This is a genomic window from Palleronia aestuarii, assembly GCF_003253995.1.
GTDB classification, from domain to species: Bacteria; Pseudomonadota; Alphaproteobacteria; order Rhodobacterales; family Rhodobacteraceae; genus Palleronia; species Palleronia aestuarii.
Map to the genome: position 1 here is coordinate 1 of NZ_QKZL01000025.1, position 24,188 is coordinate 24,188.

Below are 24,188 nucleotides of genomic sequence, written 5' to 3' on the forward strand. Positions count from 1 at the left end.
CGAGATGGGCACCGGCTGCAACCCGCCCCGCATCCGTCCCGCCGCGAAAGCTGAGATGGGCACAGGCTGCAACCCGCCCCGCATCCGCTGACGGATCGCGCGACGGGCATTGCGCATGACCCGAACCACGCGCTAGACGCGACGGGTCATGCCCGCGGGCGAGAACTGAACGGAGCCCGCGCGGTGAGCACGGAGCCGATCCTCACGCTTCACAAGGCCTACGCGCCTGCGCCGGATATAAAGCCGGCGGAGAAGGGCGCGGCCGGGACGATGCCCGCGGCAGCGTTCCAGTATTGCGAGGCGATGCGGCGCGCGGCCTCGACGGGCTGGTACGTCTACCCTCCGAAGGAGATGAGCCTCTACTTCGATGGCTACGAATCCTTCATCCACGACGACGGCGACTGGATCCCGATCAAGTCCCTGCCCTTCGAACAGGCGTTCCGCGACAGGTGGAACGCGAGTGCGCCCGAACACCTCAAGGGATTCGACCCGCCCTTCGTCAGCGACCTCTTCGTTCCGGGCGCCGTGCAGATCTGGTCGGGCTATTTCGTGCAGACGCGGCCGGGATGGTCGCTCCATGTCCGTGGACCGGTCAATTTCGGCGCCAGGAGCGCAATTACCCACTACGAGGGGATCGTCGATACCGACGATTACGCGCCGAGCCCGCTCTTCATCAATTTCAAGATCGTCAAGACCGACGTGGAGGTGCACCTGCCCACCGGCCGTCCGCTCTTCCAGGTGATGCCGGTCTACCGTGCGCAGGATCCGCGCAGCGCCCATTCCTTTGCCACACACGACATCTTCGCGTCCGACGCGGACTTCGCCTGGGAGGCGATGGGACGCACGATCCGCCCTGTCGAGAAGGGCCCCGATGACAGGCCGGGACGCTACGCCGCCGAACGGCGCCGGCGGAAGGAATGAGAGGCCCGGCATTCCAGAGGATGCGAGGCGTCGACATGCGGCACGGCTGCGCGATGTGCCCCGAATGACGGATCCGCGGGATTTCACGCAGTTCGAGGAGTGGTCGCTCGTCTCCGATCAGGTCATGGGAGGCGTTTCCACCGGTACGCTCGTGGTCGAGCGGATCGACGGTCGCGACGCGCTCCGGATGCGCGGCGGCGTTCGTCTCGAGAACGACGGCGGCTTTCTGCAGATGGCCCGAGATCTGACGCCGGACGGAACGGATTTCGACGCGAGCGGCCATACCGGCGTGGAAATCGAGGTCATCGGAAACGGCGAAAGTTACAATGTCCATCTGCGGACCGCCGATGTCGAGAAATCGTGGCAGAGCTACCGGGCGACGTTCGACGCACCCGCGCGCTGGACCACCCTGCGCTTCCCCTTCGATGCATTTTCCCCCCACCGGATCGAGGCCCCCTTCGATGCCGCGCACCTGCGCAGGATCGGTCTCGTCGCGATCGGCCGGGCCTTCCATGCGGATCTCGCGCTGGGTTCGCTGCGCTTCTACTGAGCGAGGAACACGTCAGTCCGTCTGTCCACCCGTCGCGGGATCCGGTCCGCCACTCGCGATCCGGTCGAGATGCGAAACCGCCTGGCGAAGTTTTGGCCCGACCCTGTCCACGATCTCCCCAGGTGCATTGTCCCGCGCGCGGAAGCTGCAGGAAAAGATGACCGGCTGCTCCATGTCCTCGGAAACGAGCGGCACGGCAACGGCGCGGATGTCGGGCATGAAATAGTCGGACGGATCCGCCGCCACGTATCCCCGCAGCGCCATCTGCAAGATCGCGTCCCGCCGGATCCGCCGCGCCGCCGGCAGGTCGAACTCGGGGTCCCGGCGGACATCCTTCACGATCGCTTCAAGCTGCGTGTCGTCCAGCGTGGTGAGCAGGCAATGACCGGAGGCGGTGCCCCGGATCGGCAGGCGATGTCCGACGTCGAGGTAGATCCCGGAGATGCCGAAAGGCCGCCATGTCTTCGTTAGCAGCAACCTGTCGCGGTCGCGGACGGCCATGACGACGAGCACCCGCGATTCGTCCGCAAGTTTCTGCATGATCGGCTCGGCCAGATGCACGAAGGCGATGGAGCCCGTCGCGACATTTCCGAGCGCCAGGAGGGCCGGGCCGAACCTGTATCTGTCGCGATGCCCGGAATGGCTGAGATAGCCGAGACGCATGAGCGTGAACGTCAGGCGGGAGACCGTGGATTTCGGCAACCCGGTACGCTGCGCGATCTCGGAATTCGCGAGCCCGTCATCGCCCGGGTGGAACGCGCCGAGCACGCTCAGGCCGCGCGCGAGAGTGATCGCAAAGCGCCGATCCGTATGGGACGTCACGTTCAGGCCCCCCGAGGGTCGGACCGATGTGCAGGCGTCAGAAGAATTCCTTCCAAATCGACGGTGCATCCCATCGGGACAATACCTCCTGCAAAACACACTTGTGGCGCAGGTTTGACCGTCGAACCCGACCTACCCGGCGCTTAAATTCAACCTTTACGATAAATTATTAGAACTATGGTTGTCCAATCAACTTAAACGTATTGTCAGCTCCCTCTGTAGGTCGTGTAGCCGTAGGGGGAGAGCAGCAGCGGCACATGGTAATGCGCCGCTTCGGACATCACGAAACGGATCGGGATGTCCGAAAGGAACGGCGAGCCGCCGGAGTTCTGGGCCAGATAGGCACGTACGGCGAAAACGAGTTCGTATTCTCCCAGCCGAAACGCCGCCTCGGGCAGGATCGGCGCATCGGTCCGGCCGTCTTCGTTAGTCGTGACCTCGGCAATTCTCTCGCGTCGGCCCGCCTCGATCAGATCGAGTGTGATGTCGAGGCCTGCGGCGGGACGCCCCGAGGCGGTGTCGAGAACGTGGGTCGTGAGATATCCGGACATGATGGCCCTCGCCATTCGGTGTTGCGGAGCCGAGTGTTTCCGTCGCAGAAAAATTCCGCAAGCAGAAGGGGGCGCCATGATGTCGAGACCGGACGGCCGTGGGGAGGCGCCGCGTTACGCCCGCGACATGCGCGGCCACGGGCAGACCCCGCCCGCGGCGGAGTGGCCCGGCGGCGCCCGGATCGCTATCCAGATCGTGATCAATTACGAGGAAGGCGGGGAGAACAGCATCCTGCACGGCGATGCGGCCTCCGAGGCCTTCCTGTCGGAGATCGCGGGCGCGCAGCCCTGGCCGGGGCAGCGGCACTGGAACATGGAATCGATCTACGAATACGGGGCGCGAGCCGGATTCTGGCGCCTTCACAGGCTTCTCGCGGACGTGCCCGTCACGGTCTACGGCGTCGCCACCGCGCTCGCCCGCTCGCCCGAGCAGGTTGCGGCGATGCAGGACGCCGGTTGGGAGATCGCGAGCCACGGGCTCAAATGGATCGAGTACAAGGATTTTTCTCCCGAAGCGGAAGCGGCCCATATGGCGGAGGCCATCCGCCTCCATACGGAGGTGACCGGCGAACGGCCGCGCGGCTGGTACACGGGGCGCTGCTCCGACCAGACCGTGCGGCTCGCCGCGGAAGAGGGGGGGTTCGACTACCTCGCCGACAGCTATGCCGACGAGCTGCCCTACTGGCTGCGTGTGGGGGGGCGGGATCAGCTTGTCGTGCCCTATACGCTCGACGCTAACGACATGCGCTTTTCCGCAGGCACGCTGTCGACCGGCGACGATTTCGAGACCTATCTGCGCGACAGCTTCGATTGCCTCTATGCCGAAGGTGAGGCGGGAACGCCCAGGATGATGTCGGTGGGTCTTCACTGCCGCCTCGCCGGGCGGCCGGGTCGGGTGATGGGGCTCAAGCGCTTCCTCGATCACGCGCGGTCGCATGACGGCGTCTGGTTCGCCACGCGGGCCGAAATCGCGGCACATTGGGCGCGGCACCATCCGCCCCGCCGCATCGAGCGGCCAAGCAGGATGGACCGCGCGGCTTTCGTCGCGGCCTTCGGCGGGATCGTCGAGCATTCGCCCTGGGTGGCGGAGCGCGCCTTCGAACTCGAACTCGGACCGGCCCATGACAGCGCCGCGGGACTCGCCTCCGCACTCGTCCGCACGTTCCGGTCGGGCAGCGACGCGGAGCGGCTAGCGATTCTGAGGAAGCATCCCGACCTCGCGGGCAAGCTCGCCGCGGCGAAGCGGCTTTCGCAGGAAAGCGCGTCGGAGCAGGCGGGCGCGGGGCTTGATGCACTGACGGATGCCGAGCGGGCGGAGTTCACGGAACTCAACGACGCCTATCAGACGCGACACGGCTTCCCCTTCATCATCGCGGTGCGCGATCACGACAAGGCGGGGATCCTGACCGCCTTCCGGCAGCGGCTCGACCATGACGGAGAGACGGAACGGGCGGAGGCGGAGCGGCAGGTGGCGCGGATCGTGCGGCTCCGGCTCGACGGTCTGCTGCCGTGATGGAAACGATCGCGGCCCGACCGCTAGAGGCAACCGCCTTCGCGCCCTTCGGCGATGTCCTGGATATCTCCGGCGCGCCCGACCGGATCATCAATCAGGGCCTCTGCGGCCGCTATCACGACAGGGCGCGGCTCGATTTCGGAGATGGTCATGCGGGGATCAGCCTCTTCTCCGCGGAAACTCGCTCCCTGCCCTACAGACTAGACCTCCTCGAGCGGCATCCCGATGGGTCTCAGGCCTTCGTGCCGATGACTTTGGCGCCGTTCCTCGTCATCGTTGCCGAAGATCTGGGCGATAGACCCGGCGATATCCATGCTTTCGTCACCGAACCGGGACAAGCCGTCAATTTCCTGCGCGGAACATGGCATGGTGTGCTCACGCCGCTTCACGATCCGGGCCTCTTTGCCGTGATCGACCGGATCGGCGCGGGCGGCAATCTCGAGGAATACATCCTGCCGGAACCGGCCCTCGTGACCGATCCGGAGGGACTGGCGGAAAGGGTCTGAAGACATGGCCGACACATCGCTCGGAACCACCGCGGAACTCCGTGATCCGGATTACATGCCGCCGCTCATCAAGGCGGTGCCGCTCGGCATCCAGCACGTCATGGCGATGTTCGTCTCCAACGTCACGCCCGCGATCATCGTCGCGGGAGCGGCGGGGTTCGGGTTCGGATCGAACTCGCCGGACTTTCCGGAACTGCTCTACCTGATCCAGATGGCCATGCTCTTCGCCGGGATCGCGACCCTTTTGCAGACGGTGACGATCGGGCCGGTAGGCGCGCGGCTCCCGATCGTGCAGGGAACCTCCTTCGCGTTCTTGCCGATCATGATCCCGCTGGTCGCGGGCCAGGGGGTGGGTGCACTCGGCGCGCTTTTCACCGGCTGCATCCTCGGCGGCCTGTTCCATGCCTGCCTCGGGACCGTGATTGGCCGGATCCGCTTCGCACTGCCGCCGCTCGTCACCGGGCTCGTCGTGACCCTCATCGGCCTCGCGCTCGTCCGGGTGGGAATCCAGTACGCGGCCGGGGGCGTTCCGGCCATCGGAACGCCGGAGTACGGCTCCGCGCTCAACTGGTCGGCGGCGGGGCTCGTGATCGTCGTCACGCTGGCGCTCAAGTTCTTCGCCCGAGGGCTCCTCGCCGTCTCCGCCGTGCTGATCGGGATCCTCGCAGGCTATCTCTACGCAATTGCGGTGGGTATGCTGCCTCTCTCCGACATCGCGGCCTCGTGGTCGAACGCCGCCGCCTTCGCGCTGCCGCAGCCCTTCCGCTACGGGTTCGAATTCTCGGCCGCCGCGGTTCTCGGCTTCTGTCTCATGGCGATCGTCTCGGCGATCGAGACGGTGGGCGACGTCTCCGGCATCGCGAAGGGCGGCGCGGGACGGGAGGCGACGGAAGCCGAGATCACTGGTGCCACCTATGCCGACGGGCTCGGAACGGCGGTCGCGGGCATCTTCGGCGGCTTTCCCAACACGTCCTTCTCGCAGAATGTGGGGCTCATCGCGATGACGGGCGTGATGAGCCGGCACGTCGTGACGATCGGCGCGATCTTCCTCATCCTCTGCGGGTTGGTGCCGAAGGTCGGCGGCGTGATCCGCACCGTTCCGATCGAAGTGCTGGGCGGCGGCGTGATCGTGATGTTCGGAATGGTCGTGGCGGCGGGCGTGTCGATGCTGTCCGACGTGGTTTGGAACCGGCGCAACATGGTGATCTTCGCAACCGCGCTCTCTCTGGGCCTCGGGCTGCAGCTCGAGCCGGGGGCGGTGCAGTACCTGCCGGACTGGCTGCGCGTTCTCGCCGTCTCCGGGCTTCTGCCCGCCGCGGCGATCGCCATCGGACTGAACCTCCTGCTGCCGGAGGAGATCGGGGACGAAGCCCCGGTCCCGGAGCCGGAAGGGATCCCCGCGGACGCGCCGCGGCACTGACCGTTCAGAAAAGCCGCGCGTGCCGGTTCACGTCCTTGTAGAGGAGATAGCGGAACGGCCCCGGCCCGCCGGCATAGCAGGCCTGCGGGCAGAAGGCGCGAAGCCACATGTAATCGCCCGCCTCCACCTCGACCCAGTCGCGGTTGAGCCGGTAGACGCCCTTTCCCTCAAGCACGAAGAGCCCGTGCTCCATCACATGTGTCTCGAGAAACGGAATCACGCCGCCGGGCTGAAGCGTGACGATGGTGACGTGCATGTCGTGGCGCAGATCGTCCGGGTCGACGAAGCGGGAAGTGGCCCAACGCCCTTCCGTACCCGGCATCGGTTGCGGCGTCACGTCGGCGTCGGTCGTGACGAAGGGGAACGGGATCTCGATCCCCTCCACAGGTTCGTAGGCCTTGCGGATCCAGTGGAACTGCGCCGGGGCCTCGCCCGTCGCGCGCAACGTCCAGGGCTGATCGGGCGGAATGTAGGCGTAGCCGCCTGCCTCCATTTCGTAGGGAACATCCCCGATGATGAGGGTCAGTGCGCCGCCGACGACGAAGATGACCGCCTCCGCCGCGGCATCGACCTCCGGTCGGTCGGACCCGCCGCCCGGGGCCACCTCCATCAGGTAATGCGAGAACGTCTCGGAAAAACCGGTCATGGGACGGGCGATGATCCAGAGCCGCGTCTCCTCCCAGAAGGGCAGCCGCGACGTGGTGATGTCGCGCATCGTGCGGCGGGGAATTACCGCGTAGGCCTCGGTGAAGACGGCGCGATCCTCGAGAAGCTGCTCCTGCCCCGGATGGCCGCCCGCTGGGGTGTGATATCTGCTCATCGCAGCGCGATATCGCGTCCCGCACCCCGATACCAGGCGCGGATCGCGCGCCGTCCGGCTTCGTCGAGCTCCGTCAGGTTCGCGGGCGGCATGGCATGGGTCACGCCCGCCTGAAGGTAGATCGGGCGCGCGTGGCCGGCGACATCGGCCTCCGTCTCGAGGAGCACGCCCTTCGGCGCCCAGCGGATCCCCGGCCAGACCGGATCGCGCGCATGGCACATGGAGCAGCGGCCGGTCACGATCTGATGCACTTCTTCGAAACCGGGCGCGGCAGCGTAGAGCTGTGCCTCGGGCGTCATCACCTGCGCCTCGGCCTCCTCCCCGCGCCAGAGCGGCACGGAACTGAGCCAGGCGAGCGTGAGGAAGAGGACGATCGTGATGGCCCAGGTCCAGGTCGGCCGCCCGCCGCCCGCGTGCATCGTGTTGAAGTAATGCCGGATTGACACGCCGATGAGGAAGACGAGCGCCGCGATGATCCAGGCATACTCGGTGGCGAAGGCCAGCGGGTAATGGTTCGAGAGCATCAGGAAGATGACGGGCAGCGTCAGGTAGTTGTTGTGGGTCGAGCGCAGCTTGGCGATCTGCCCGTATTTCGGGTCGGGCGTGCGCCCGGCCTTCAGATCGGCCACGACGATCCGCTGGTTGGGCATGATCACCATCGCCACGTTCGCCGTCATGATCGTCGCCGTCATCGCGCCCAGATGGAGGAGCGCGGCGCGGCCGGTGAAGATCTGGTTCAGGAGCCAGGACGCGACGACGATACCCGCGAACAGGACCAGCATCACGAGCGTCGGGTTCGACTTCAGAGGCGAGCGGCAGAGCGCGTCGTAACCGACCCAGCCCACACCGATGAAGGCCGCGGAAATCGCGATCGCCTGCCACGTCGCGAGGTCGGCCTTGCCGGGATCGATGAGGTAGAGCTGCGCCCCGGCCCAGTAGACGATCATCAGGAGCGCGGCGCCCGAAATCCAGGTCCAGTAGCTCTCCCATTTGAACCAGGTCAGGTGCTCCGGCATCGCCTCGGGCGCGACGTTGTACTTGCGGACATGGTAGAAGCCGCCGCCATGGACCTGCCATTCCTCCCCCGTCACGCCGGGTGGCAGGTCCGGCCCCTTCCGCAACCCCAGATCGAGGGCGATGAAGTAGAACGACGAGCCGATCCAGGCGATCGCGGTGATGATGTGCAGCCAGCGGACGGCGAAGGCGAGCCAGTCCCAAAGGATCGCGATGTCATACATGGAACGTCCCCTTTCGCCCCCATCTTTCGCAGGGTGCATGGAGGGTCAATCGCCCGAAGCCCTCATTCCGCGGCATCCAGTCGAACGAGCGCCTTCGGCAGCACGATTTCGAACACTGTGCCCGATTTCCCGGTCTCGACGAGACGAAGTCGGCCGCCATGTCCGCGAACGAGGTCGGACGCGATGGTGAGGCCGAGGCCGGTACCGCCCCGCCCGGACGAATGGAAGGGCTGGAACAGGTGCTCGCGCGCCCGAGGCGGCAGGCCCGGCCCGGTATCGCTGACGGTGATGCGCCAATCCTCCGCGGTCTCGACCGCGCGGATGGCGATCTCTCCCTGCCCCGGGCCTGCGGCGATCGCCTGTCGTGCGTTCCGGACGAGGTTGCCCAGCACGCGGTAGAGCTGTTCCGGGTCGGCCCGGATGCTCATCCCGGCCGGCACGTCCTCGGCGAAGGATATGTCGAGATCGCCGGCGGCAAGCCGTTCGCCGTCGATCACGTCATGGATGACGGTGGCAAGCGACACGTGGCTCAGGGATGGAGGCGGCTCCTCCGCCTTGCCGAAGGCGAGCGTGCCCTCGCAGATATTGACGGCACGCCGGATGGAGCCGAGAAGTTTCGGCGTCATCCGCGCGACCGCCGGATCCGTCGAGGTCTCGAGCCGGTCGGCGAAGAGTTGAGCGGTGGTCAGCACATTTCTCAGATCGTGGCTGATCTTCGCGACCGCGGATCCCAGCTGCGCGAGCCTGTCCTTCTGCCGCAGCGCGCCGGTGAGCTGGGTCTGCATCGTCTGCAGCGCGACTTCGGCTTCCCGCAGTTCCGCGACACTGGCGGCAGGCTCGATGACGCGCCGCGCATCCTCGGGGGCCGATGCGTAGCTCGCGATCGCATCCACCAATCCCCGGATCGGCGCGACGAGGAAATGCCGGACGGCGAAGAACAGCAGGGATGCCGCAACGATCGAAATTATCGCGGAGAGAAAGAGGATGCGGATGCCGTAGTCGATCATCGCCCGGCGCATCGGCGCGGTGGGCATCGTGATCTCGATCACATCGCCCGCCTCCCGGACGGGATCGCCGATCACCCGGATGACCTGGTTGCCGGGGCGGACGAGCGTCACCATCGCTTCGGCGATCAGGTCGAGGGACGTGCTCTCGCGCAGGTCGTAGGTGGCCGCGATGGTACCCTCGAAGTCGGAGGACAACATAAGGTTGCGGACTTCGTCACGTGCGAGGACGACGTTGTAGACCTCCGCATTCTCGAGCAGTTCGACCTCGAGCGCGGGGTCGATGATCTCGTCGGCGAGCAGCGCGAGGCTCGCGATCTGCGCCCGTTCGAGGCGGCTCATCAGATAATCTTCGCGGAAACGCGCCACCGACGGGACGAAGATCAAGACCTCGGCCAGCATGACGAACAATGTCGTCAGGATAAGGAAGCGCCCCGAAAGGGTCGTCAGCATCGTCAGCCCTTCGCGTCAGGGCAGGTATTTCTGGACCAGCCCGACAAACGTTTTCAACCTAGGGTTATCAAATAATCGTGGGGAAAAATAGCCGGACGCTGCACGCTTGTTGATTTCCGAAAAGGTCGGGTAGGGCAGGACCGTATTCGCGATCGCGCTCATCTTCTGGCCATTGGCGATGGCCATCGCCCACATACCGACAAGCTCTCCCGCATGTGCCCCGACGATCGCGGCACCGCACGGCTTGCCGCCCGCCACCAGGACCTTGATCGTCCCCGTCTTCCGCCCCTCCGCGATGGCCCGATCGTTGTGATCGTAGGAAGATCGCACCACTTCGAGCTTGCTGCCGTAGCGCCGACGTGCCTCCTCCTCGCCGAGTCCGACCTCTGCCAGTTCAGGGTCGGTATACGTGGCCCGGGGCAGATGATCCTGCCTGGCCTTCGCCCACCTCATACCAAGAACCGCGGAACGTACGACGATCCCCGCGTGATATCCGGCCACATGGGTGAATTGCAGCCGACCGGCCGCGTCGCCCACGGCATAGACCCGCCGGTTCGTCACCGAGCGCAGATCGTCCCCAACGCGCACAGCCTTGTCGCAGGCGATATTGCCCGCCTCGGGATCGAGCCCGTCGAGATTGACGCGACGGCCCGCGGCGACGAGCAGATGAGAGCCGCGATAGGTCCGATCCGCCGTTTCCGCGATAATCGACCCGTCCTCGGACCCGATCCGCGTCACCTGGGCCCCCTCAACGATCTCGACCCCTTCCTCGCGCAATCGGTTCAAAACGATGGCGGCGCATTCCGGATCGTGCGCGGCGAGCGCCTTGCCGGTCTCGAGCACGGTCACCCGGCTGCCCAGGCGGATATGGGCCTGCGCCATCTCGATCCCGATGGGCCCGCCGCCGATGATGAGCAGATGTTCCGGCCGCTCGCTCAGATCGAAGAGGGTCTCGTTCGTGAGGTAGGGCACGTCCTCGATCCCGTCGATCGGCGGCACGAAGGGCCGTGATCCCGTGGCGATGACGAAACGCCGGGCCGTGATCGAGATCGCGCCCGCCTGCACCTCCGTGGGCGAGACGAAGCGCGCCCAGTCGCGGATGACCCGCACGCCGAATCCTTCGTAGCGCTCCTGGCTGTCTACGGGGGCGATCGTCTCGATCACCCGGCGGGTATGGGCCTTGGCCGCGGCGTAATCCACCTGCGGTTCGGCGGGGGCGATGCCGAGATCGCCCGGATGCGTCATGCCGTAGGCCGCCTTCGCCGAGGCGAGCAGCGATTTCGACGGGACGCAGCCGTAGTTCAGGCAGTCGCCGCCCATCTCGTGCCCCTCGATCAGCACGACCTGCGCGCCCATCTGCGAGGCGCCCGCGGCGACGCTCAATCCGCCCGATCCCGCGCCGATGATGCAGATGTCGGTCTTGATGCGCTCCATGCGTCAGACGCCCTTCCTGCCGCGAACGGCCTTGAGGAGGATGGGCAGCGCCGCGAGCAGACACAGACCCAGGATTGGCAACAAGATATGTGGTGCGAAGATGATACCAAGATCGGGCCGTTCACCGCGGGCGAAAACCTCGCCGAGCCCGGCGCCCACCGATGTATAGACGACGGCACCGGGAATGATGCCGAGGAACGTCGTGACCGCGTAGCGCCAGAGCGAGACACCGACGAAGGCCGGAACGAGGTTCGAGACAAAGAACGGCACGGCGGGGGTGAGCCGGATCAGGAACAGCATGGACCACTGGTTCGCGTTGATCCCCGCCTTGATCCGGTTCACGAGACCGTCGCTCGCATCCATGCGCGCCGCGAGGCGGTCGCCAAGACCCCATCGCGCGGCCTGGAAGATACAGATCGCGCCGAGCGTCGCGGCGGTGACGTTGTAAAGCGCGCCCGGAAAGGTCGAGAAGAGGAACCCGCCGGTCAGCGTCGCGAGCGCCGCGCCGGGCAGGGAAAAGGCGACGATGAGGATGTAGGCGAGCATGAAAACCGCCACCGCCGCAAGATAGTTCGCATCCCGAAACGCGAGAAGTCGCTCGCGATTCTGCGCGAGCGACTCGAAACTCGCGTAATCCCTGAGCGCATAGGCGCCGATCAGGGCCACGAGGCCGATCGCGATGAGTGGCAGCTTTCGCGCCCATCCGCCGGTCCGTTGCCCGGCCTTCTCTCCGTCCGCGCTCATTTCCGCCCTCCTGACGAGACCATGGAGCGATCTGCTAGATGATCGCGCGCCGCCTCCATAGCTGCGAATGCCCTGTTTCACGCAGGGGTGAAGCGGTGGTATCGCGTGCGAGAAGAGAGGATCACGCCCCGCGATCTGTTGACAGGCGCCGGCGAGGGGCCTATTGCCGCGGTTCGAATGTCAGGGCCCTTCCAAACCGGGCCACCCGATCACGGAGAGCCGCGATGAAACGCACCTTTCAGCCGTCCAACCTCGTGCGCAAGCGGCGTCACGGGTTCCGCGCCCGCATGGCGACCAAGGCCGGCCGCAAGATTCTGAACGCGCGCCGCGCCCGGGGCCGCAAGTCGCTCAGCGCCTGAGCGCCCTTGACGAGAAACGCGCAATGCCCGTCGCGGAACCTTTCGCAGGCGGGCCTTTTCGCGTGGAGCGATTGACGAAACGAGCGGATTTCCTGAGGGCGGCACGGTCGCGGACGGAAAGGATGCCGGGCTTCGTGCTCCAGGCTCGACGCCGGGAACCCGACGGCGCCATCCGTGTGGGGTTCACCTGTTCCAAGAAGGTCGGCAATGCCGTCGCGCGCAACCGTGCGAAGCGCCGTCTGCGCGAGATCGCCCGGCTCGTCCTGCCCGATTCGGGTCAGGCAGGTTGGGATTACGTGCTGATCGGGCGGCGCGATGCGACCGGCAACCGGGACTTCGCCCGTTTGCGCGCGGAGTTCGACGCCGCGCTCGCAAGGATCCATGGATGAGCCCCGGGGCTCGCATCCTCGCCATTCCCGTCCATGCCTACCGCCTGTTCCTGTCGCCATGGGTCGGACACAATTGTCGGTTCCAGCCAACCTGTTCCGCATACGCGCTCGAGGCGCTGCGGCGTCACGGCGCATGGCGCGGTGGGTTCCTGACCATCCGGCGCCTCGCCCGCTGCCATCCGTGGGGTGGCTCGGGGATCGACGACGTTCCCGACTAGCGCTCCAGTTCGGTGGGGATCACCAGGGGCCGCGCAAGCGCGGGATCGCCGAGATCGGCAAAGACGGGCGAATCCTCGGTCGCGTAGCCGCGGGCACCGAATAGCCTCAGCGAGAGATAGATGGCATGGCGCCGGACGAAGCCCACGCCCGCCGCTTCCATCGCGAGAAGCATGACGCGATCGGCGAAAAGCCTGTCGCGCGGTCGGACGCCCCGCCCCTCCACGAAGCGCCACGCGACATAAAGGTAATCGTGCAGGATCGCCGCCTCGAGCCAGGGGCCGACCCGGCCGACGAAGATTCGGAACGGGATGGGCACGGAGGTCAGATCGGTAATCAGCCCGCGCGGCGCCGTCAGCACCCGCTCCTCCCCGTCGATGACGATGCGGCAATCGAAATCATGCTGCAGGATGTAGTCGCCATCCTCGCCCAACCTCTTACGCACCGTGTTGAGCGGCCGGATCAGGCTCAAGGCGGAGAGATAATCGAACCCGCCGAGGGACCGCCATTCATCGGGATAGGGATTGGACATCGGAACTTTCCGCTTGTCCCCCTGCATCGCGTTCGCTCCGTCCCGACCGTCTGTGTGAACCTGCTTCCTTTTCTACCGACGGCCGACGGAGACGTCTCGCTTCTTCATCCTCGCACCGCTTTCCGGTCAATCGAATGCGGTGATTTCAAACATTTCGGGCTTGGCGCCGCTACGAAAACCGTCTGAAGCGATCGGCTGAACTCTCCTTTGAGATGATTTGCACTCGCGGATTAACGTGTCGCTCACGAACCGCGTCTAGGATCAACTCGTCGCGCCGCCAGCATCCAAGAGGACCATCATATGAACCGTCACGCGGAACGGATTCGGCGTATGGCCCGCCCCGGCGCCGCCGGACAGATCGCGCTGGTGACGTTACCCGTCGTGATGCTGCTGCTTTTTCGCGTTGTCGGGGAAATCGCTCTCCTCCTCGCAGCGCTCCTCATTCCCGTCATCGTCGCGATCGGCTCCGTCCGGATGGCGGGTGATCCCGATGAATCGAGGGATTGCAAGCGCTCCGGCATCCGTCTGCCCGGGCGGGCCGAATTCCTCGTCGCGCTGGATGCGCACCGATCGCGCCCTCTCGCAGCGCCGGTCGCCTGTCTCGTCGTGCGCCTCGATAGCGGTGACCAGATCCTTGCGGAACGCGGCGCGCACAGTGTCTCTGACGAGATGGAGCGCTTCGTCGACCGCCTGCGTGGTGTCCTCACCCAGAACGATGTTCTGGCGCAGCTCGACGACACGACGCTCGCCGTTGCCTCCATGCCGGACGATGCGAAGCCTCTCGAAAGCGCCGTGCAAACCGCCCTGCGCATCCAGCGTCAATCCGACCTGATGCGGTTCGGCTCGCGCTCCGCCACGACGACGATCGGCGTCGCCCTCTCCGACCGCCTGGAGGAGGCCGGGCCCGCCGCCCTCCTCGCCGCGGCGGAGTACGCGCTGCGCGACGCCCAGAGGAGCGCGGCACGCACCATCCGCTTCCACGGCGCGGCCGGTGCGCCGCAGCCCATCCAGATCGCTCTTGCACACGATCTCGCGAACGGATTCGACACCGGGCGCATCCATCCGTGGTTCCAGCCGCAGATCAGTACCGACACAGGCGAGCTCACCGGCGTCGAGGCGCTGGCACGCTGGAACCATCCGCATCATGGCCTTTTGACGCCGGGCGACTTCCTTCCCACGATCGAGGCGTCGAACGCGATCTGCCGCCTGACCGACACGATGATCGACCAGAGCCTCGACGCGCTCGCGACCTGGGATCAGCAGGGGTGCACCGTGCCGCTCGTCTCGGTGAACTTCAGCCTCACCGATCTCCGGGACCCGGCCCTGCCCGACCGGGTCGCCTGGCTCCTCGACCGTCACGAGATCGGGGCGGAGCGGCTCGGAGTAGAGGTGCTCGAGACCGTTCTCCACCACGGCACGGACCAACAGGTTCCCAACAATCTCAAGGCGCTGAAGGCGATGGGCTGCCTCATCGATCTCGACGATTTCGGGACCGGGAACGCCTCGATCACGAACATCCGGCGCTTCTCGGCCGATCGGATCAAGATCGATCGTGCCTTCGTGCGCGATATCGACACGGACCGCGACCAGCAGGGTATGGTGGCGGCGATCCTGACCATGTGCGAGCAGCTCGGCCTCGAGACGCTCGCCGAGGGGATCGAGACGCCGGGCGAATACGCGATGGTCTCGCAACTCGGCTGCGGCCACGTCCAGGGATTCGGAATTGGCCGCCCGATGGAGCGCGAGGCGCTGCCGGGTTGGCTGGAGAAATTGCAGGAGACCTGTGCCGCCGCATCCATTCCCGCGATGCTGCGACCGCGCCCGGACGGGAGCGGAGCGCGCTACGCGACGGCGCCGCGACGGCGGGCCGGACGGGGCAAAACGGCTTGACCTTTTAACCCTGCGCCTGTTGAAGACCCGCTGAACCGGGATAGCGACAGGTGAGTGTCCGTCATGGACGATCAGAACAAGAACCTCATCCTCGCGACCGCGCTGAGTTTTCTGGTCATCCTGGTATGGTTCTTCCTGTTCCCGCCGGAGCAGCAATCGCCGGAGGCGACCGAACCCGAGACGACCATCAGCGAGACATCGACGGCGACCTCTCCGCCGCAGGTTCAGGGTGAGGAGACCCGGACATCGCCCGACGGGCAGCTCGCGGACGCGGTCGAGGATGCGCCGCGCATCGCGATCGACACGCCCGCGCTCGAAGGCTCCATCTCGCTCCTCGGTGGCCGGATCGACCAGCTTTCGCTGAAACGCTACCAGGAAACGCTCGATCCCGATTCTCCCGATGTGGATCTTCTGAACCCGGTCGGGACCGATCATGCCTATTACGCGCTCTTCGGCTGGTCGCCCGGAGGTTCGCTGGATTTCGAGGACGTGCCCGGCGCAAATACGGAATGGCAACTTGCCGAGGGCGAAACGCTCACGCCCGAAAGCCCGGTGACCTTGACCTGGGACAACGGCAACGGCGTGATCTTCCGCCGACAGGTCTCGATCGACGACAATTACATGTTCACGATCGCCCAGAGCGTCGAGAATACGTCCGACGAACCGATCCGTCTGGCGCCTTACGGAACGGTGGCCCGGCACGGCGAGCCCGACACGGTCAACTTCTTCATCCTTCACGAGGGCGTGGTCCGTATGTCGGATGGCGAGCTTGAGGAGATCGACTACGACGACATGCCCGATTTCGAGGTCGTCCAGCGCGAGGGCGCCCGTGCGGAAGTGATCGACGTCACGGCGAACGGCTGGATCGGCTTCACCGACAAGTACTGGATGACGACGCTCATCCCCGCCCCGGGCTCGGCCTTCGTCTCGGTCGCGAAATACGTCGAGGGATCAAACATCTATCAGACGGAGGCGCGCCAGCCGACGATGGAAGTCGCCCCGGGCGCCACGGTCGATACGACGATGCAACTCTTCGCGGGTGCGAAGGAATGGGAGACGATCCGGTATTATCAGAACGACGAGGGTATCGTCGGTTTCGTCGATTCGATCGACTGGGGATGGTTCTTCTTCCTCACCAAGCCGATCTTCGCGGTGCTTCACTGGCTGAATTCCGTGATCGGGAACATGGGCTGGTCGATCATCGTGCTCACTCTGCTCATCAAGGCGATCCTCTTCCCGCTGGCCTACAAGTCTTACGTCTCTATGGCGAAGATGAAGGAACTTCAGCCCGAGATGGAGAAGCTGAAGGAGAAGGCCGGCGACGACCGCCAGAAGCTCCAGCAAGGCATGATGGCGCTCTACCGCGACAACAAGGTGAATCCGGCCGCGGGCTGTCTGCCGATCCTAATGCAGATCCCGATCTTCTTCTCGCTCTACAAGGTGATCTTCGTCACGATCGAGCTTCGGCACGCCCCCTGGATCGGCTGGATTCGCGACCTGTCCGCGCCCGATCCGACGTCGATCCTGAACCTCTTCGGGCTGCTACCTTTCGCCCCACCCGATCCGACCTCGTTCCTCGCGATCCTGAGCCTCGGCGTGCTGCCGATCCTCCTCGGCATCTCGATGTGGTTGCAACAGAAGCTGAACCCCGCGCCCGCCGATGCCACCCAAGCGATGATTTTCGCGTGGATGCCGTGGGTTTTCATGTTCATGCTCGGCCAGTTTGCCAGCGGACTCGTACTCTACTGGATCGCGAACAACACGATCACCTTCAGCCAGCAGTACCTGATCATGCGGAGCCAAGGCTACAAACCGGACGTGTTCGGCAACATCCGGAAGGGTTTCAGGCGATCGAAGGGTTGACGTGCGGCGCTTTCGCAGGCTCCGTTTACCGGTGACCGCGCCGCTCTAGATCACGGCGGGTCCGTGATCAAATTGCGAAGGTCCGCCCATGCTATCCGATTTCCTGACCCCTTGGTTCATCATCCGGTTCGTCATCGTCGGACTGGTTCTCGCGGTGATCGGATTGCTCGTCGCGCTTGTCGTCTATTTCGGTGGCTTCATTAGCTTCGCGGCGAACACGAAGGACCCGGTCTGGTTCTACAAACTCGTCCATAACGCCTTCAAGCAGTCGGTTTCCTCCCATGCATCGGATATCGAGGTTCCGTCCTTTCTCGACGATCCGGGCCGTATCGCACTTGGCGCCCAGCACTACGCGCAGAACTGCGTGCGCTGTCACGGCGCACCGGGCCTCGGGCAGAACCCGATGGCGCTGTCTATCAAGCCCACGCCGCAGCATCTGCCCGCCGTCGTCGATCAGTTCTCGGACGCGGAGCTCTTCTGGATCCTGCAAAACGGCGTCATGATGTCCGCCATGCCCGCATGGCCGACCAGCGGGCGCGAAGACGAGGTCTGGTCGATGGTGGCGTTCACCCGTCAGCTCGACGACATGGACGTTCAGACATACCTTGATCTGGTCACGCCCGATGTCGATGCCGGCCCGCAGATCGCGTTCGGCGACACGCCTGAACTCGACGCGATGAATTACCACCTCATCCGGTATCCGCAGGACGAACATCTTTACGCCGCGCCGACGGGCGGTTTCGCCGATTACGCCCTCGCCGGGATCCCGGTCGCGCAGTGCACGACCTGCCACGGCGCGGACGGCAGCGGGTCGCCCACGAACGGCGAGGCGCCGAACCTCACGCTGCAGACGCCGGAATATCTCGCTGCCGCGCTCCATTCCTATGCCGAGGCCGACCGCAAGAGCGGATACATGCAGGTCGTCGCGGCTCAGCTTTCCGACGAGCAGATCGACGGCCTCGCGACCTATTTCGGCGAGACGTTGCCCGATGCCGCGTCGCCTGTCGCCCCTGCGCCCGAGGAGGGCCTGATCGAGGCGGGGCTGCAGCTGGCCGAACACGGCGACATCCTGAACGGCATCCCGGCATGCTACGATTGCCATGGTGCGACGGAGCCGGGAGCAGGCATTCTGGTGCCCGCGCTTGCCGGCCAATCGGAAACCTATATCCGGGCGCAGTTGCTGCAATTCCGCGGGAACGGCCGCGGCCAGGTCGCCGTGTGGAACCCAATGCGCGGCGTGGCACACGAGATCGAAGACGATCAGATCGCTGCGGTTTCCGCGTATTTTGCCTCGCTCGAACCCGGTGCAGGCCGGTCGATGAACGCGGCCCCGGGTCCGGTGACGCCGGAAACTGAAGAACTTGCGACGGGCATCATTTCGCGGGTCTGCAGCGAATGCCATCAGGCCAACCTCGCAGGCGTGCCGAGTGGGGAATATCCGAACCTGACGCTGCAGAGCCCGAACTATCTCCAGAGATCGCTCTACGCCTTCCACACCGACCGGCGGAACAACTCGCGGATGCACGAGACGGCCCGAATCATGAGTGAGGACGAGATGGATGCCGTGGCGGCGTATATCGGCGATTTGCCGGCCGAGCCGTCTGCACCCGCGCCGGACCTTCCGGGTGACGTGGCGCTAGGTGCGCAGATCGTCGAGGCGGGCCTTCCCGATCGCGGTATCCCGGCCTGTCTGACCTGCCATGGTCCCGAACCCACGACCGATCTCAAGCAGATCCCGCGGCTCCATGGACAGAATGCGAACTACCTCGCGGCGCGGCTGGATTATTTCCAGGGACGGGAAGCCGAGGAACGGCTGATCAACCCGATGCCCGGTTATGCCTCCCGGATGACGGACGAGGAACTTGCTGCCGCCGCATCCTGGTTCGCAACACAGGAACCGCTCTCGAAGGAAATGGCGCTCGTACCTGTCCAGTAAGTCGATACGGTCAGGGGCGGCTCTGTCCGCCCCTCCCGCAGATCGTGGGTGACGATCGCGTCGAAGCGGGATAGGGGATCGCGATGCGACTGACTTTTCCCCTCGCCGATCCCGGCCACGATGCTCGCGAAAGGGGACGTATCCTCTTTGCGGGCGAGACGACCTTCGTTAAGGGCGTCGTTGCGATGTCGGGCCTGCCGCCCGACGACCGTCCGGAAATATGCTTTGCCGGACGCTCGAATGTCGGAAAATCTACCCTCATCAATGCCCTCACGGGTCGCAAGACGCTCGCCCGCGCATCGAATACGCCGGGCCGGACGCAGGAGATCAACTTCTTCGGACTGGCCGACAGGTATCTCGTGGACCTGCCTGGATACGGTTTCGCGAACGCTCCGGTGAAAGTTGTCGAGGGCTGGCAGGCGCTGATGAAAGCGTATCTGTCCGGTCGCGCCAGCCTTCGCCGTGCCTTTCTGCTGGTCGATGCCCGCCACGGCGTGAAGCCCGTCGACGAAGAGATCATGGCGCTCCTCGACCGCTCTGCGGTGACGTTCCAGACCGTCTTCACGAAGATCGACAAGGTTAAGGCGTCGGAGCGGGACCGCGTCCTCGATCAGGTACGCACCGCGCTTGCGCGTCATCCGGCAGCCTATCCCGAACTCGTCGTCACCTCATCTGAGAAGGGCGACGGCATCGCCGACCTCCGGGCGATCATCTCGACACTCGAGTGAGAACCGGGCTAGACGTGCTGGCCCGCGTTCACCTCGATCTCGGTTCCCGTGACGTAGGACGATCCCCCGGAGCAGAGGAAGTAGATCACGTCGGCGACTTCCGAGGGCTGTCCGAGGCGGCGGAGCGGGAGTGTCTCGACGATCTTATCGGTCCCCGGTGAGAGGATCGACGTCTCGACTTCACCCGGCGCAATCGCGTTCACCCTGACGCCGAGCGGACCGAAATCATGCGCCATTTCCCTTGTAAGCGCGGCCAGTGCCGCCTTCGAAGTCGCATAGGCGGCACCCGCGAAGGGATGAACCCGCGCCCCGGCGATGGACGTCACGTTGACCACCGCACCGTCCGCTTCCGCCAGTTCCGACTGCAGGCCCCGGGCGAGTATGACGGGGGCGAAGAAATTGACGTGGAACACCTTCCCCCAATCGCTCAATTCCGTCGTGATCGTGGACAGCCGTTCGCCATCCGGCCCCTTCGGAGAGATGCCGGCATTGTTGACCAACGCGTCGAGCCGTCCGTCCAGCATGTCGCGGATCACCTCGATGGCGCGGATCGTATCTTTCGGATCGGATAGATCGACCTTGATATGATTTGCGGCACCCCCGGGCCAGGGACATCGCGGATCAAAATCCTGACGCGAACAGGTCAGCACCCGCCAGCCCTCCGCCGAGAAGCGTTTGACCGTTGCATGGCCGATCCCCCGGCTCGCTCCTGTCAGGACGAGCGAGCGCTGACGTTGGACTTCCATCCGATCTCCTCTTGAGCGCAGTTTGGCTGCAGATTACCAGTGCGCGACCGGAAGGAACAGCGATGACGGAATCCCCCCCCAGCACCGAGGATTGGGCCGCGACGGCGCGGACCCTGAGCCAGGCCCTGCCCCTCTTCCGGCGCTATGCGGGCGCGACCGTCGTCATTAAGCTCGGCGGCCATGCAATGGGCAGTGCGGGCGCGATGGCGAGTTTCGCGCGGGATATCGTCCTGATGAGCCATGTCGGAATCAACCCTGTCATCGTCCATGGCGGCGGGCCGATGATCAACGAGGTGCTGAAAGCGCAGGGCGTGGTCAGCGAATTCATCAACGGCAAGCGCGTCACCGACGAAGCAACGATTGGGGTCGTGGAGATGGTGCTTTCCGGTCTCGTGGGCAAGCGCATCGTGCAGGCAATCAATGCGGAAGGCGGGCGCGCCATCGGGATCAGCGGGAAGGATGCGCAGCTTATGGTCTGCGAGCAGACCGATCCCTCCCTGGGCTTCGTCGGCACGCCCGTCGAATGCGATCCCACCTTTCTCCATCACCTGAAGGATTCCAAGACAATCCCCGTCATCGCACCCATCGGGACCGGGCGGAACGGCGAGACCTTCAATGTGAACGGTGACACCGCCGCGGGCGCGATCGCCGCTTCGCTCAACGCGGACCGCCTGCTTCTCCTGACGGATGTGGCGGGCGTCAAAGACGCGACAGGCGAAGTCATCAGCGAGATCACCCCCGATGCCATTCGCGATCTGACGGCCGACGGCACGATCTCGGGCGGAATGATCCCGAAGACCGAAACCGCGCTCGCCGCCATTGAGGGCGGCGTGCGGGCGGTCGTGATCCTGGACGGCCGCGCGCCCCATGCCTGCCTGCTCGAGCTCTACACCACGCAGGGTGCGGGAACGCTGATCCGGACGGCGCGATGAGCCTTCGTCTGATCCTGATGCGGCATGCGAAGTCGGATTGGGGATCGCCCGAGCTGAACGACCATGACCGGCCGTTGAACGCTCGCGGAAGGAAGGCGGCGGTCGCGATGGGCGCATGGGTCGGACAGTCGGGCTGGTCGCCCGATCTCGCTCTGCTCTCGACCGCGACGCGTGTACGCGAAACCTGGGAACGGGCCAGTGGCGGGCTCGATGCCGTGCCGCCCGTGGAACTCGATCCCGCGCTCTATCTCGCTCCGCCCGAGGACATGCTCGCCGCGCTGGCGGTGCGGACACAGCGCTCCATTCTACTCCTCGGCCATAATCCCGGTCTCGCCGCGCTTGCGCAATGGCTCGTCGCGGAGACGCCGGAGCGGGTCGAGTTTCACGAATTCCCCACCGCCGCGACGCTCGTCCTCTCGATCGACCGCGAGGATTGGCACGACCTGGGCGAACGCTGCGCCCAGGTGCTCGACTTCGTGGTGCCCCGCGACCTGGCGGGTCAGTGACCGAGGATCTGTGACAGGAAGAGTTTCGTCCGATCCGAGCGGGGGTTCTTGAAGAATTCCTCCGGCTCGTTCTGCTCCACGATCTGCCCCTGATCCATGAAGATCACCCGGTTGGCGACCTGACGTGCGAACCCCATTTCGTGGGTGACGCAGATCATGGTCATTCCCTCCTCCGCGAGCTCGATCATCGTGTCGAGCACTTCCTTGATCATCTCGGGATCAAGCGCAGAGGTCGGTTCGTCGAAGAGCATGATGCGCGGCCGCATGCAAAGCGACCGGGCGATCGCCACCCGCTGCTGCTGTCCGCCGGAAAGCTGGCCCGGATACTTGTTGGCCTGATCGGGAATCTTCACCTTCTCGAGGAAATGCATCGCCGTCTTTTCCGCATCACGCTTGGGCGTCTTGCGGACCCAGATCGGGGCGAGCGTGCAGTTCTCCAGGATCGTCAGGTGCGGGAAGAGGTTGAAGTGCTGGAAGCACATCCCGACCTCCGACCGGATCCGGTCAATGTTCTTCAGATCCGACGAGAGAACCGTGCCGTCGACGGTGATCGAACCCTTCTGATGCTCCTCGAGCGCGTTGATGCAGCGGATCAACGTCGATTTGCCGGAACCCGATGGGCCGCAGATGACGATCCGCTCCCCGCGCATGACGGTCAGGTCGATGTCGCGCAGCACGTGGAACGTCCCGTACCACTTGTTCATGTTCTTGATCTCGATCGCGACCTCGTCGGAGACCTTCATCGCCGATTGGTCGACGGAACGTTCTTCCGTCATGGACATGGAGGGATCCTCTCTAACGGTGCTCGGTGTTCAGCTGGCGTTCCAGCCATTGTGAATATTGCGAGATCGCGTAGCAGACGATGAAGAAGAGAAGCGCGGCAAAGCCGTAGAGCTCCCAATAGACGCCGTTCCACTCCGTGGAGGCGAGGATCGGTCCCCGGATCATGCCGACGAGATCGAACATGGAAATGATCGAGACGAGCGTCGTGTCCTTGAAGAGCCCAACCGCGACATTGACGATGCCGGGGATCGAGATCTTGAGTGCCTGCGGCAGGATTATAAGCCGCATCGCCTGCGTGTAGTCGAGCCCGAGGCTGTCGGCCGCCTCGTATTGTCCGCGCGGAAGTGCAGCGAGGCCGCCCCGGATCACCTCCGCGATGTAGGCGGAGGCAAACATCGTGATCATGATGATGACCCGCAGGATAAGGTCGAAATTGCTGCCGGGCGGAAGGAAGTAAGCCAGAACGACATTGGCCACGAAGAGCAGCGTGATGAGGGGCACGCCCCGCACGAATTCGATGAAGACCACGCAGATCCACTTGATGATCGGCAATCGCGATTGCCGCCCAAGTGCAAGAAGAATACCGAAGGGCAGGCTCAACGAGACGCAGATGACGCCAAGCATGAGATTGAGGGCAAACCCGCCGAGGTCGCGTGACGGAATCGGGCGCAGCGCCAGGAAGCTCGGCTGATCCTGCGGCACGAAGGCCGCGAGCCACCAGACGATCAGGCCTGCGACGACCCCGCCCAGAAGACCCATGGCAAAGCTCTGATCGACGAGCCTGCGATAGGCGAAATAGCCCGCCACCACGCCGACGAGAACGGCGAGCGGCGTCAGGATCGTGCCCCCCCAGATCAGGTAGTACGCGACGAACGGGAAGAGCCCCGTCACGACGAAGAGCACCCTTGGCACGGCGGCAAAGAGCACCGGAGCGGCGGCGATGCAGAAGAGGAGGAAGGCGACGACGATCCGCCAATACTGATCGGAGGGGAAGGAGAAGCCGAAGAGCAGCTGGTTCCACCGTTCCGCGAGAACGGCGAAGCATCCGCCCGTCGCGCCCTGCAAGATTTCGCGGCACTCGCGAATATCGCTCGCGTTCCATACCCCGTTGAAGAGCCAAGGCAGGAAATCCGACAGGAGCGTGTAGACGACGTAGATCGAAAGCAGGGTCAGGATCGCGTAGAACCAGTTCGAGAACAGGTTCACCCGAAGCCATCGGATGGGCCCCGTCTCGCGTTCGGGGGGCGGCGCCTGTTCGAGAAAGCTCTCGCGAACGTAGGCGACGGTCTGGGCGTGGGTGTCGCTCATCGGGTCTGCTCCGTCACGCGCCGC

25 protein-coding genes are annotated in these 24,188 nt (G+C 65.0%); 14 read left to right on the forward strand and 11 right to left on the reverse strand.

All coding sequences use genetic code 11. The features are described from left to right. Positions 1-183: 183 nt before the first annotated feature. Both LX81_RS17980 and LX81_RS17985 read left to right on the forward strand, forming a co-directional pair. Positions 184-921, forward strand: coding sequence for a DUF6065 family protein (locus LX81_RS17980; protein WP_111538686.1), 738 nt, complete (start codon positions 184-186; stop codon positions 919-921). 64 nt (positions 922-985) lie between these two features. After that, positions 986-1,471, forward strand: coding sequence for a CIA30 family protein (locus LX81_RS17985; protein WP_111538687.1), 486 nt, complete (start codon positions 986-988; stop codon positions 1,469-1,471). A 12-nt stretch (positions 1,472-1,483) separates the two neighbouring features. Here LX81_RS17985 and LX81_RS17990 read toward each other — a convergent pair whose 3' ends face one another. Both LX81_RS17990 and uraH read right to left on the reverse strand, forming a co-directional pair. Next, positions 1,484-2,293 carry an IclR family transcriptional regulator gene (locus LX81_RS17990; RefSeq protein ID WP_234822696.1) on the reverse strand — a complete coding sequence of 270 codons (810 nt, stop codon included), beginning with the start codon at positions 2,291-2,293 and terminating at the stop codon, positions 1,484-1,486. Between the two features lie 206 nt (positions 2,294-2,499). Continuing rightward, complete coding sequence (gene uraH / locus LX81_RS17995; RefSeq protein WP_211322814.1) at positions 2,500-2,844, reverse strand: hydroxyisourate hydrolase; 345 nt, start codon at positions 2,842-2,844, stop codon at positions 2,500-2,502. A gap of 76 nt (positions 2,845-2,920) precedes the next feature. Between uraH and puuE the strand changes: the two genes are divergently transcribed. The 3 genes from puuE to LX81_RS18010 are packed head-to-tail and all read left to right on the forward strand — an operon-like array spanning position 2,921 to position 6,283. Then, positions 2,921-4,357 (forward strand): allantoinase PuuE, encoded by a 1,437-nt coding sequence (gene puuE / locus LX81_RS18000; protein WP_234822697.1) that lies wholly within the window; start codon positions 2,921-2,923, stop codon positions 4,355-4,357. Next, positions 4,357-4,863: an ureidoglycolate lyase gene (locus tag LX81_RS18005; RefSeq protein ID WP_111538689.1), complete on the forward strand. Its 507-nt coding sequence runs from the start codon at positions 4,357-4,359 to the stop codon at positions 4,861-4,863. Before puuE ends, LX81_RS18005 begins: the two co-directional genes overlap by 1 nt. Positions 4,864-4,867: 4 nt before the next feature. After that, complete coding sequence (locus tag LX81_RS18010) at positions 4,868-6,283, forward strand: uracil-xanthine permease family protein (protein ID WP_111538690.1); 1,416 nt, start codon at positions 4,868-4,870, stop codon at positions 6,281-6,283. A 4-nt stretch (positions 6,284-6,287) separates the two neighbouring features. Here the strand turns inward: LX81_RS18010 and LX81_RS18015 are convergent, their stop codons facing one another. The 5 genes from LX81_RS18015 to LX81_RS18035 form a co-directional block, all read right to left on the reverse strand. Next, on the reverse strand, positions 6,288-7,103 hold the full coding sequence (locus LX81_RS18015) for a bifunctional allantoicase/(S)-ureidoglycine aminohydrolase (RefSeq protein WP_111538691.1): 816 nt from the start codon (positions 7,101-7,103) through the stop codon (positions 6,288-6,290). Further along, the gene (locus LX81_RS18020; protein ID WP_111538692.1) at positions 7,100-8,341 is read right to left on the reverse strand and encodes a urate hydroxylase PuuD; all 1,242 of its coding nucleotides are present in this window, start codon (positions 8,339-8,341) and stop codon (positions 7,100-7,102) included. Before LX81_RS18020 ends, LX81_RS18015 begins: the two co-directional genes overlap by 4 nt. 62 nt (positions 8,342-8,403) lie before the next feature. Further along, complete coding sequence (locus LX81_RS18025; RefSeq protein ID WP_111538693.1) at positions 8,404-9,798, reverse strand: sensor histidine kinase; 1,395 nt, start codon at positions 9,796-9,798, stop codon at positions 8,404-8,406. A 15-nt stretch (positions 9,799-9,813) separates the two neighbouring features. Then, entirely contained in the window at positions 9,814-11,232 is a 1,419-nt protein-coding gene (locus tag LX81_RS18030) for a dihydrolipoyl dehydrogenase family protein (RefSeq protein WP_111538694.1), read from the reverse strand. Positions 11,233-11,235: 3 nt separating this feature from the next. Beyond that, positions 11,236-11,976, reverse strand: a complete 741-nt coding sequence (locus LX81_RS18035) for a TVP38/TMEM64 family protein (protein WP_111538695.1) — start codon at positions 11,974-11,976, stop codon at positions 11,236-11,238. A gap of 224 nt (positions 11,977-12,200) precedes the next feature. On the opposite strand from LX81_RS18035, the gene rpmH reads away from it, so the two are divergent. From rpmH to yidD, 3 genes are read left to right on the forward strand one after another with little or no spacing between them, the layout of a single operon-like run. Further along, the gene (rpmH, locus tag LX81_RS18040) at positions 12,201-12,335 is read left to right on the forward strand and encodes a 50S ribosomal protein L34 (RefSeq protein WP_012177012.1); all 135 of its coding nucleotides are present in this window, start codon (positions 12,201-12,203) and stop codon (positions 12,333-12,335) included. Between the two features lie 23 nt (positions 12,336-12,358). Then, positions 12,359-12,724, forward strand: coding sequence for a ribonuclease P protein component (gene rnpA / locus LX81_RS18045; protein WP_111538696.1), 366 nt, complete (start codon positions 12,359-12,361; stop codon positions 12,722-12,724). Further along, the gene (yidD, locus tag LX81_RS18050) at positions 12,721-12,942 is read left to right on the forward strand and encodes a membrane protein insertion efficiency factor YidD (RefSeq protein ID WP_111538697.1); all 222 of its coding nucleotides are present in this window, start codon (positions 12,721-12,723) and stop codon (positions 12,940-12,942) included. The genes rnpA and yidD overlap by 4 nt, the downstream gene beginning before the upstream one ends. On the opposite strand, the gene LX81_RS18055 is transcribed toward yidD, so the two are convergent. After that, positions 12,939-13,499, reverse strand: a complete 561-nt coding sequence (locus tag LX81_RS18055) for a DUF1353 domain-containing protein (protein WP_111538698.1) — start codon at positions 13,497-13,499, stop codon at positions 12,939-12,941. The genes yidD and LX81_RS18055 overlap by 4 nt on opposite strands. Positions 13,500-13,802: 303 nt before the next feature. Here LX81_RS18055 and LX81_RS18060 point away from each other — a divergent pair, with 303 nt between their 5' ends. The 4 genes from LX81_RS18060 to yihA all read left to right on the forward strand — a co-directional run bounded on the left by LX81_RS18060 (position 13,803) and on the right by yihA (position 19,889). Beyond that, positions 13,803-15,362 (forward strand): EAL domain-containing protein, encoded by a 1,560-nt coding sequence (locus LX81_RS18060; protein ID WP_170134022.1) that lies wholly within the window; start codon positions 13,803-13,805, stop codon positions 15,360-15,362. 63 nt (positions 15,363-15,425) lie between these two features. Then, a complete protein-coding gene (gene yidC / locus LX81_RS18065; RefSeq protein ID WP_111538700.1) occupies positions 15,426-17,225 on the forward strand; it encodes a membrane protein insertase YidC in 1,800 nt (599 codons plus the stop codon). A gap of 88 nt (positions 17,226-17,313) precedes the next feature. Next, on the forward strand, positions 17,314-19,161 hold the full coding sequence (locus tag LX81_RS18070; RefSeq protein ID WP_111538701.1) for a c-type cytochrome: 1,848 nt from the start codon (positions 17,314-17,316) through the stop codon (positions 19,159-19,161). Between the two features lie 83 nt (positions 19,162-19,244). Further along, complete coding sequence (gene yihA / locus LX81_RS18075) at positions 19,245-19,889, forward strand: ribosome biogenesis GTP-binding protein YihA/YsxC (protein WP_111538702.1); 645 nt, start codon at positions 19,245-19,247, stop codon at positions 19,887-19,889. A gap of 8 nt (positions 19,890-19,897) precedes the next feature. On the opposite strand, the gene LX81_RS18080 is transcribed toward yihA, so the two are convergent. After that, entirely contained in the window at positions 19,898-20,635 is a 738-nt protein-coding gene (locus tag LX81_RS18080) for an SDR family NAD(P)-dependent oxidoreductase (RefSeq protein ID WP_111538703.1), read from the reverse strand. A 62-nt stretch (positions 20,636-20,697) separates the two neighbouring features. On the opposite strand from LX81_RS18080, the gene argB reads away from it, so the two are divergent. Together argB and LX81_RS18090 are read left to right on the forward strand one after the other, a co-directional pair. Next, positions 20,698-21,567, forward strand: a complete 870-nt coding sequence (gene argB, locus LX81_RS18085; protein WP_111538704.1) for an acetylglutamate kinase — start codon at positions 20,698-20,700, stop codon at positions 21,565-21,567. After that, complete coding sequence (locus LX81_RS18090) at positions 21,564-22,073, forward strand: SixA phosphatase family protein (RefSeq protein WP_111538705.1); 510 nt, start codon at positions 21,564-21,566, stop codon at positions 22,071-22,073. The genes argB and LX81_RS18090 overlap by 4 nt, the downstream gene beginning before the upstream one ends. Here LX81_RS18090 and LX81_RS18095 read toward each other — a convergent pair. Continuing rightward, entirely contained in the window at positions 22,067-22,855 is a 789-nt protein-coding gene (locus LX81_RS18095) for an amino acid ABC transporter ATP-binding protein (protein ID WP_111538706.1), read from the reverse strand. The two genes, LX81_RS18090 and LX81_RS18095, sit on opposite strands and share 7 nt — an antisense overlap. A 13-nt stretch (positions 22,856-22,868) precedes the next feature. After that, the gene (locus LX81_RS18100; protein ID WP_111538707.1) at positions 22,869-24,164 is read right to left on the reverse strand and encodes an amino acid ABC transporter permease; all 1,296 of its coding nucleotides are present in this window, start codon (positions 24,162-24,164) and stop codon (positions 22,869-22,871) included. Between the last annotated feature and the right edge of the window lie 24 nt (positions 24,165-24,188).

Excerpts from the sequence above, each read along its gene's own strand:
- LX81_RS17985 (WP_111538687.1), top strand. The coding sequence starts at position 986 with ATGACGGATCCGCGGGATTTCACGCAGTTCGAGGAGTGGTCGCTCGTC.
- uraH (WP_211322814.1), bottom strand. The coding sequence starts at position 2,844 with ATGTCCGGATATCTCACGACCCACGTTCTCGACACCGCCTCGGGGCGT.
- puuE (WP_234822697.1), top strand. The coding sequence starts at position 2,921 with ATGATGTCGAGACCGGACGGCCGTGGGGAGGCGCCGCGTTACGCCCGC.
- LX81_RS18005 (WP_111538689.1), top strand. The coding sequence starts at position 4,357 with ATGGAAACGATCGCGGCCCGACCGCTAGAGGCAACCGCCTTCGCGCCC.
- LX81_RS18010 (WP_111538690.1), top strand. The coding sequence starts at position 4,868 with ATGGCCGACACATCGCTCGGAACCACCGCGGAACTCCGTGATCCGGAT.
- LX81_RS18015 (WP_111538691.1), bottom strand. The coding sequence starts at position 7,103 with ATGAGCAGATATCACACCCCAGCGGGCGGCCATCCGGGGCAGGAGCAG.
- LX81_RS18020 (WP_111538692.1), bottom strand. The coding sequence starts at position 8,341 with ATGTATGACATCGCGATCCTTTGGGACTGGCTCGCCTTCGCCGTCCGC.
- LX81_RS18025 (WP_111538693.1), bottom strand. The coding sequence starts at position 9,798 with ATGCTGACGACCCTTTCGGGGCGCTTCCTTATCCTGACGACATTGTTC.
- LX81_RS18030 (WP_111538694.1), bottom strand. The coding sequence starts at position 11,232 with ATGGAGCGCATCAAGACCGACATCTGCATCATCGGCGCGGGATCGGGC.
- LX81_RS18035 (WP_111538695.1), bottom strand. The coding sequence starts at position 11,976 with ATGAGCGCGGACGGAGAGAAGGCCGGGCAACGGACCGGCGGATGGGCG.
- rpmH (WP_012177012.1), top strand. The coding sequence starts at position 12,201 with ATGAAACGCACCTTTCAGCCGTCCAACCTCGTGCGCAAGCGGCGTCAC.
- rnpA (WP_111538696.1), top strand. The coding sequence starts at position 12,359 with ATGCCCGTCGCGGAACCTTTCGCAGGCGGGCCTTTTCGCGTGGAGCGA.
- yidD (WP_111538697.1), top strand. The coding sequence starts at position 12,721 with ATGAGCCCCGGGGCTCGCATCCTCGCCATTCCCGTCCATGCCTACCGC.
- LX81_RS18055 (WP_111538698.1), bottom strand. The coding sequence starts at position 13,499 with ATGCAGGGGGACAAGCGGAAAGTTCCGATGTCCAATCCCTATCCCGAT.
- LX81_RS18060 (WP_170134022.1), top strand. The coding sequence starts at position 13,803 with ATGGCCCGCCCCGGCGCCGCCGGACAGATCGCGCTGGTGACGTTACCC.
- yidC (WP_111538700.1), top strand. The coding sequence starts at position 15,426 with ATGGACGATCAGAACAAGAACCTCATCCTCGCGACCGCGCTGAGTTTT.
- LX81_RS18070 (WP_111538701.1), top strand. The coding sequence starts at position 17,314 with ATGCTATCCGATTTCCTGACCCCTTGGTTCATCATCCGGTTCGTCATC.
- yihA (WP_111538702.1), top strand. The coding sequence starts at position 19,245 with ATGCGACTGACTTTTCCCCTCGCCGATCCCGGCCACGATGCTCGCGAA.
- LX81_RS18080 (WP_111538703.1), bottom strand. The coding sequence starts at position 20,635 with ATGGAAGTCCAACGTCAGCGCTCGCTCGTCCTGACAGGAGCGAGCCGG.
- argB (WP_111538704.1), top strand. The coding sequence starts at position 20,698 with ATGACGGAATCCCCCCCCAGCACCGAGGATTGGGCCGCGACGGCGCGG.
- LX81_RS18090 (WP_111538705.1), top strand. The coding sequence starts at position 21,564 with ATGAGCCTTCGTCTGATCCTGATGCGGCATGCGAAGTCGGATTGGGGA.
- LX81_RS18095 (WP_111538706.1), bottom strand. The coding sequence starts at position 22,855 with ATGTCCATGACGGAAGAACGTTCCGTCGACCAATCGGCGATGAAGGTC.
- LX81_RS18100 (WP_111538707.1), bottom strand. The coding sequence starts at position 24,164 with ATGAGCGACACCCACGCCCAGACCGTCGCCTACGTTCGCGAGAGCTTT.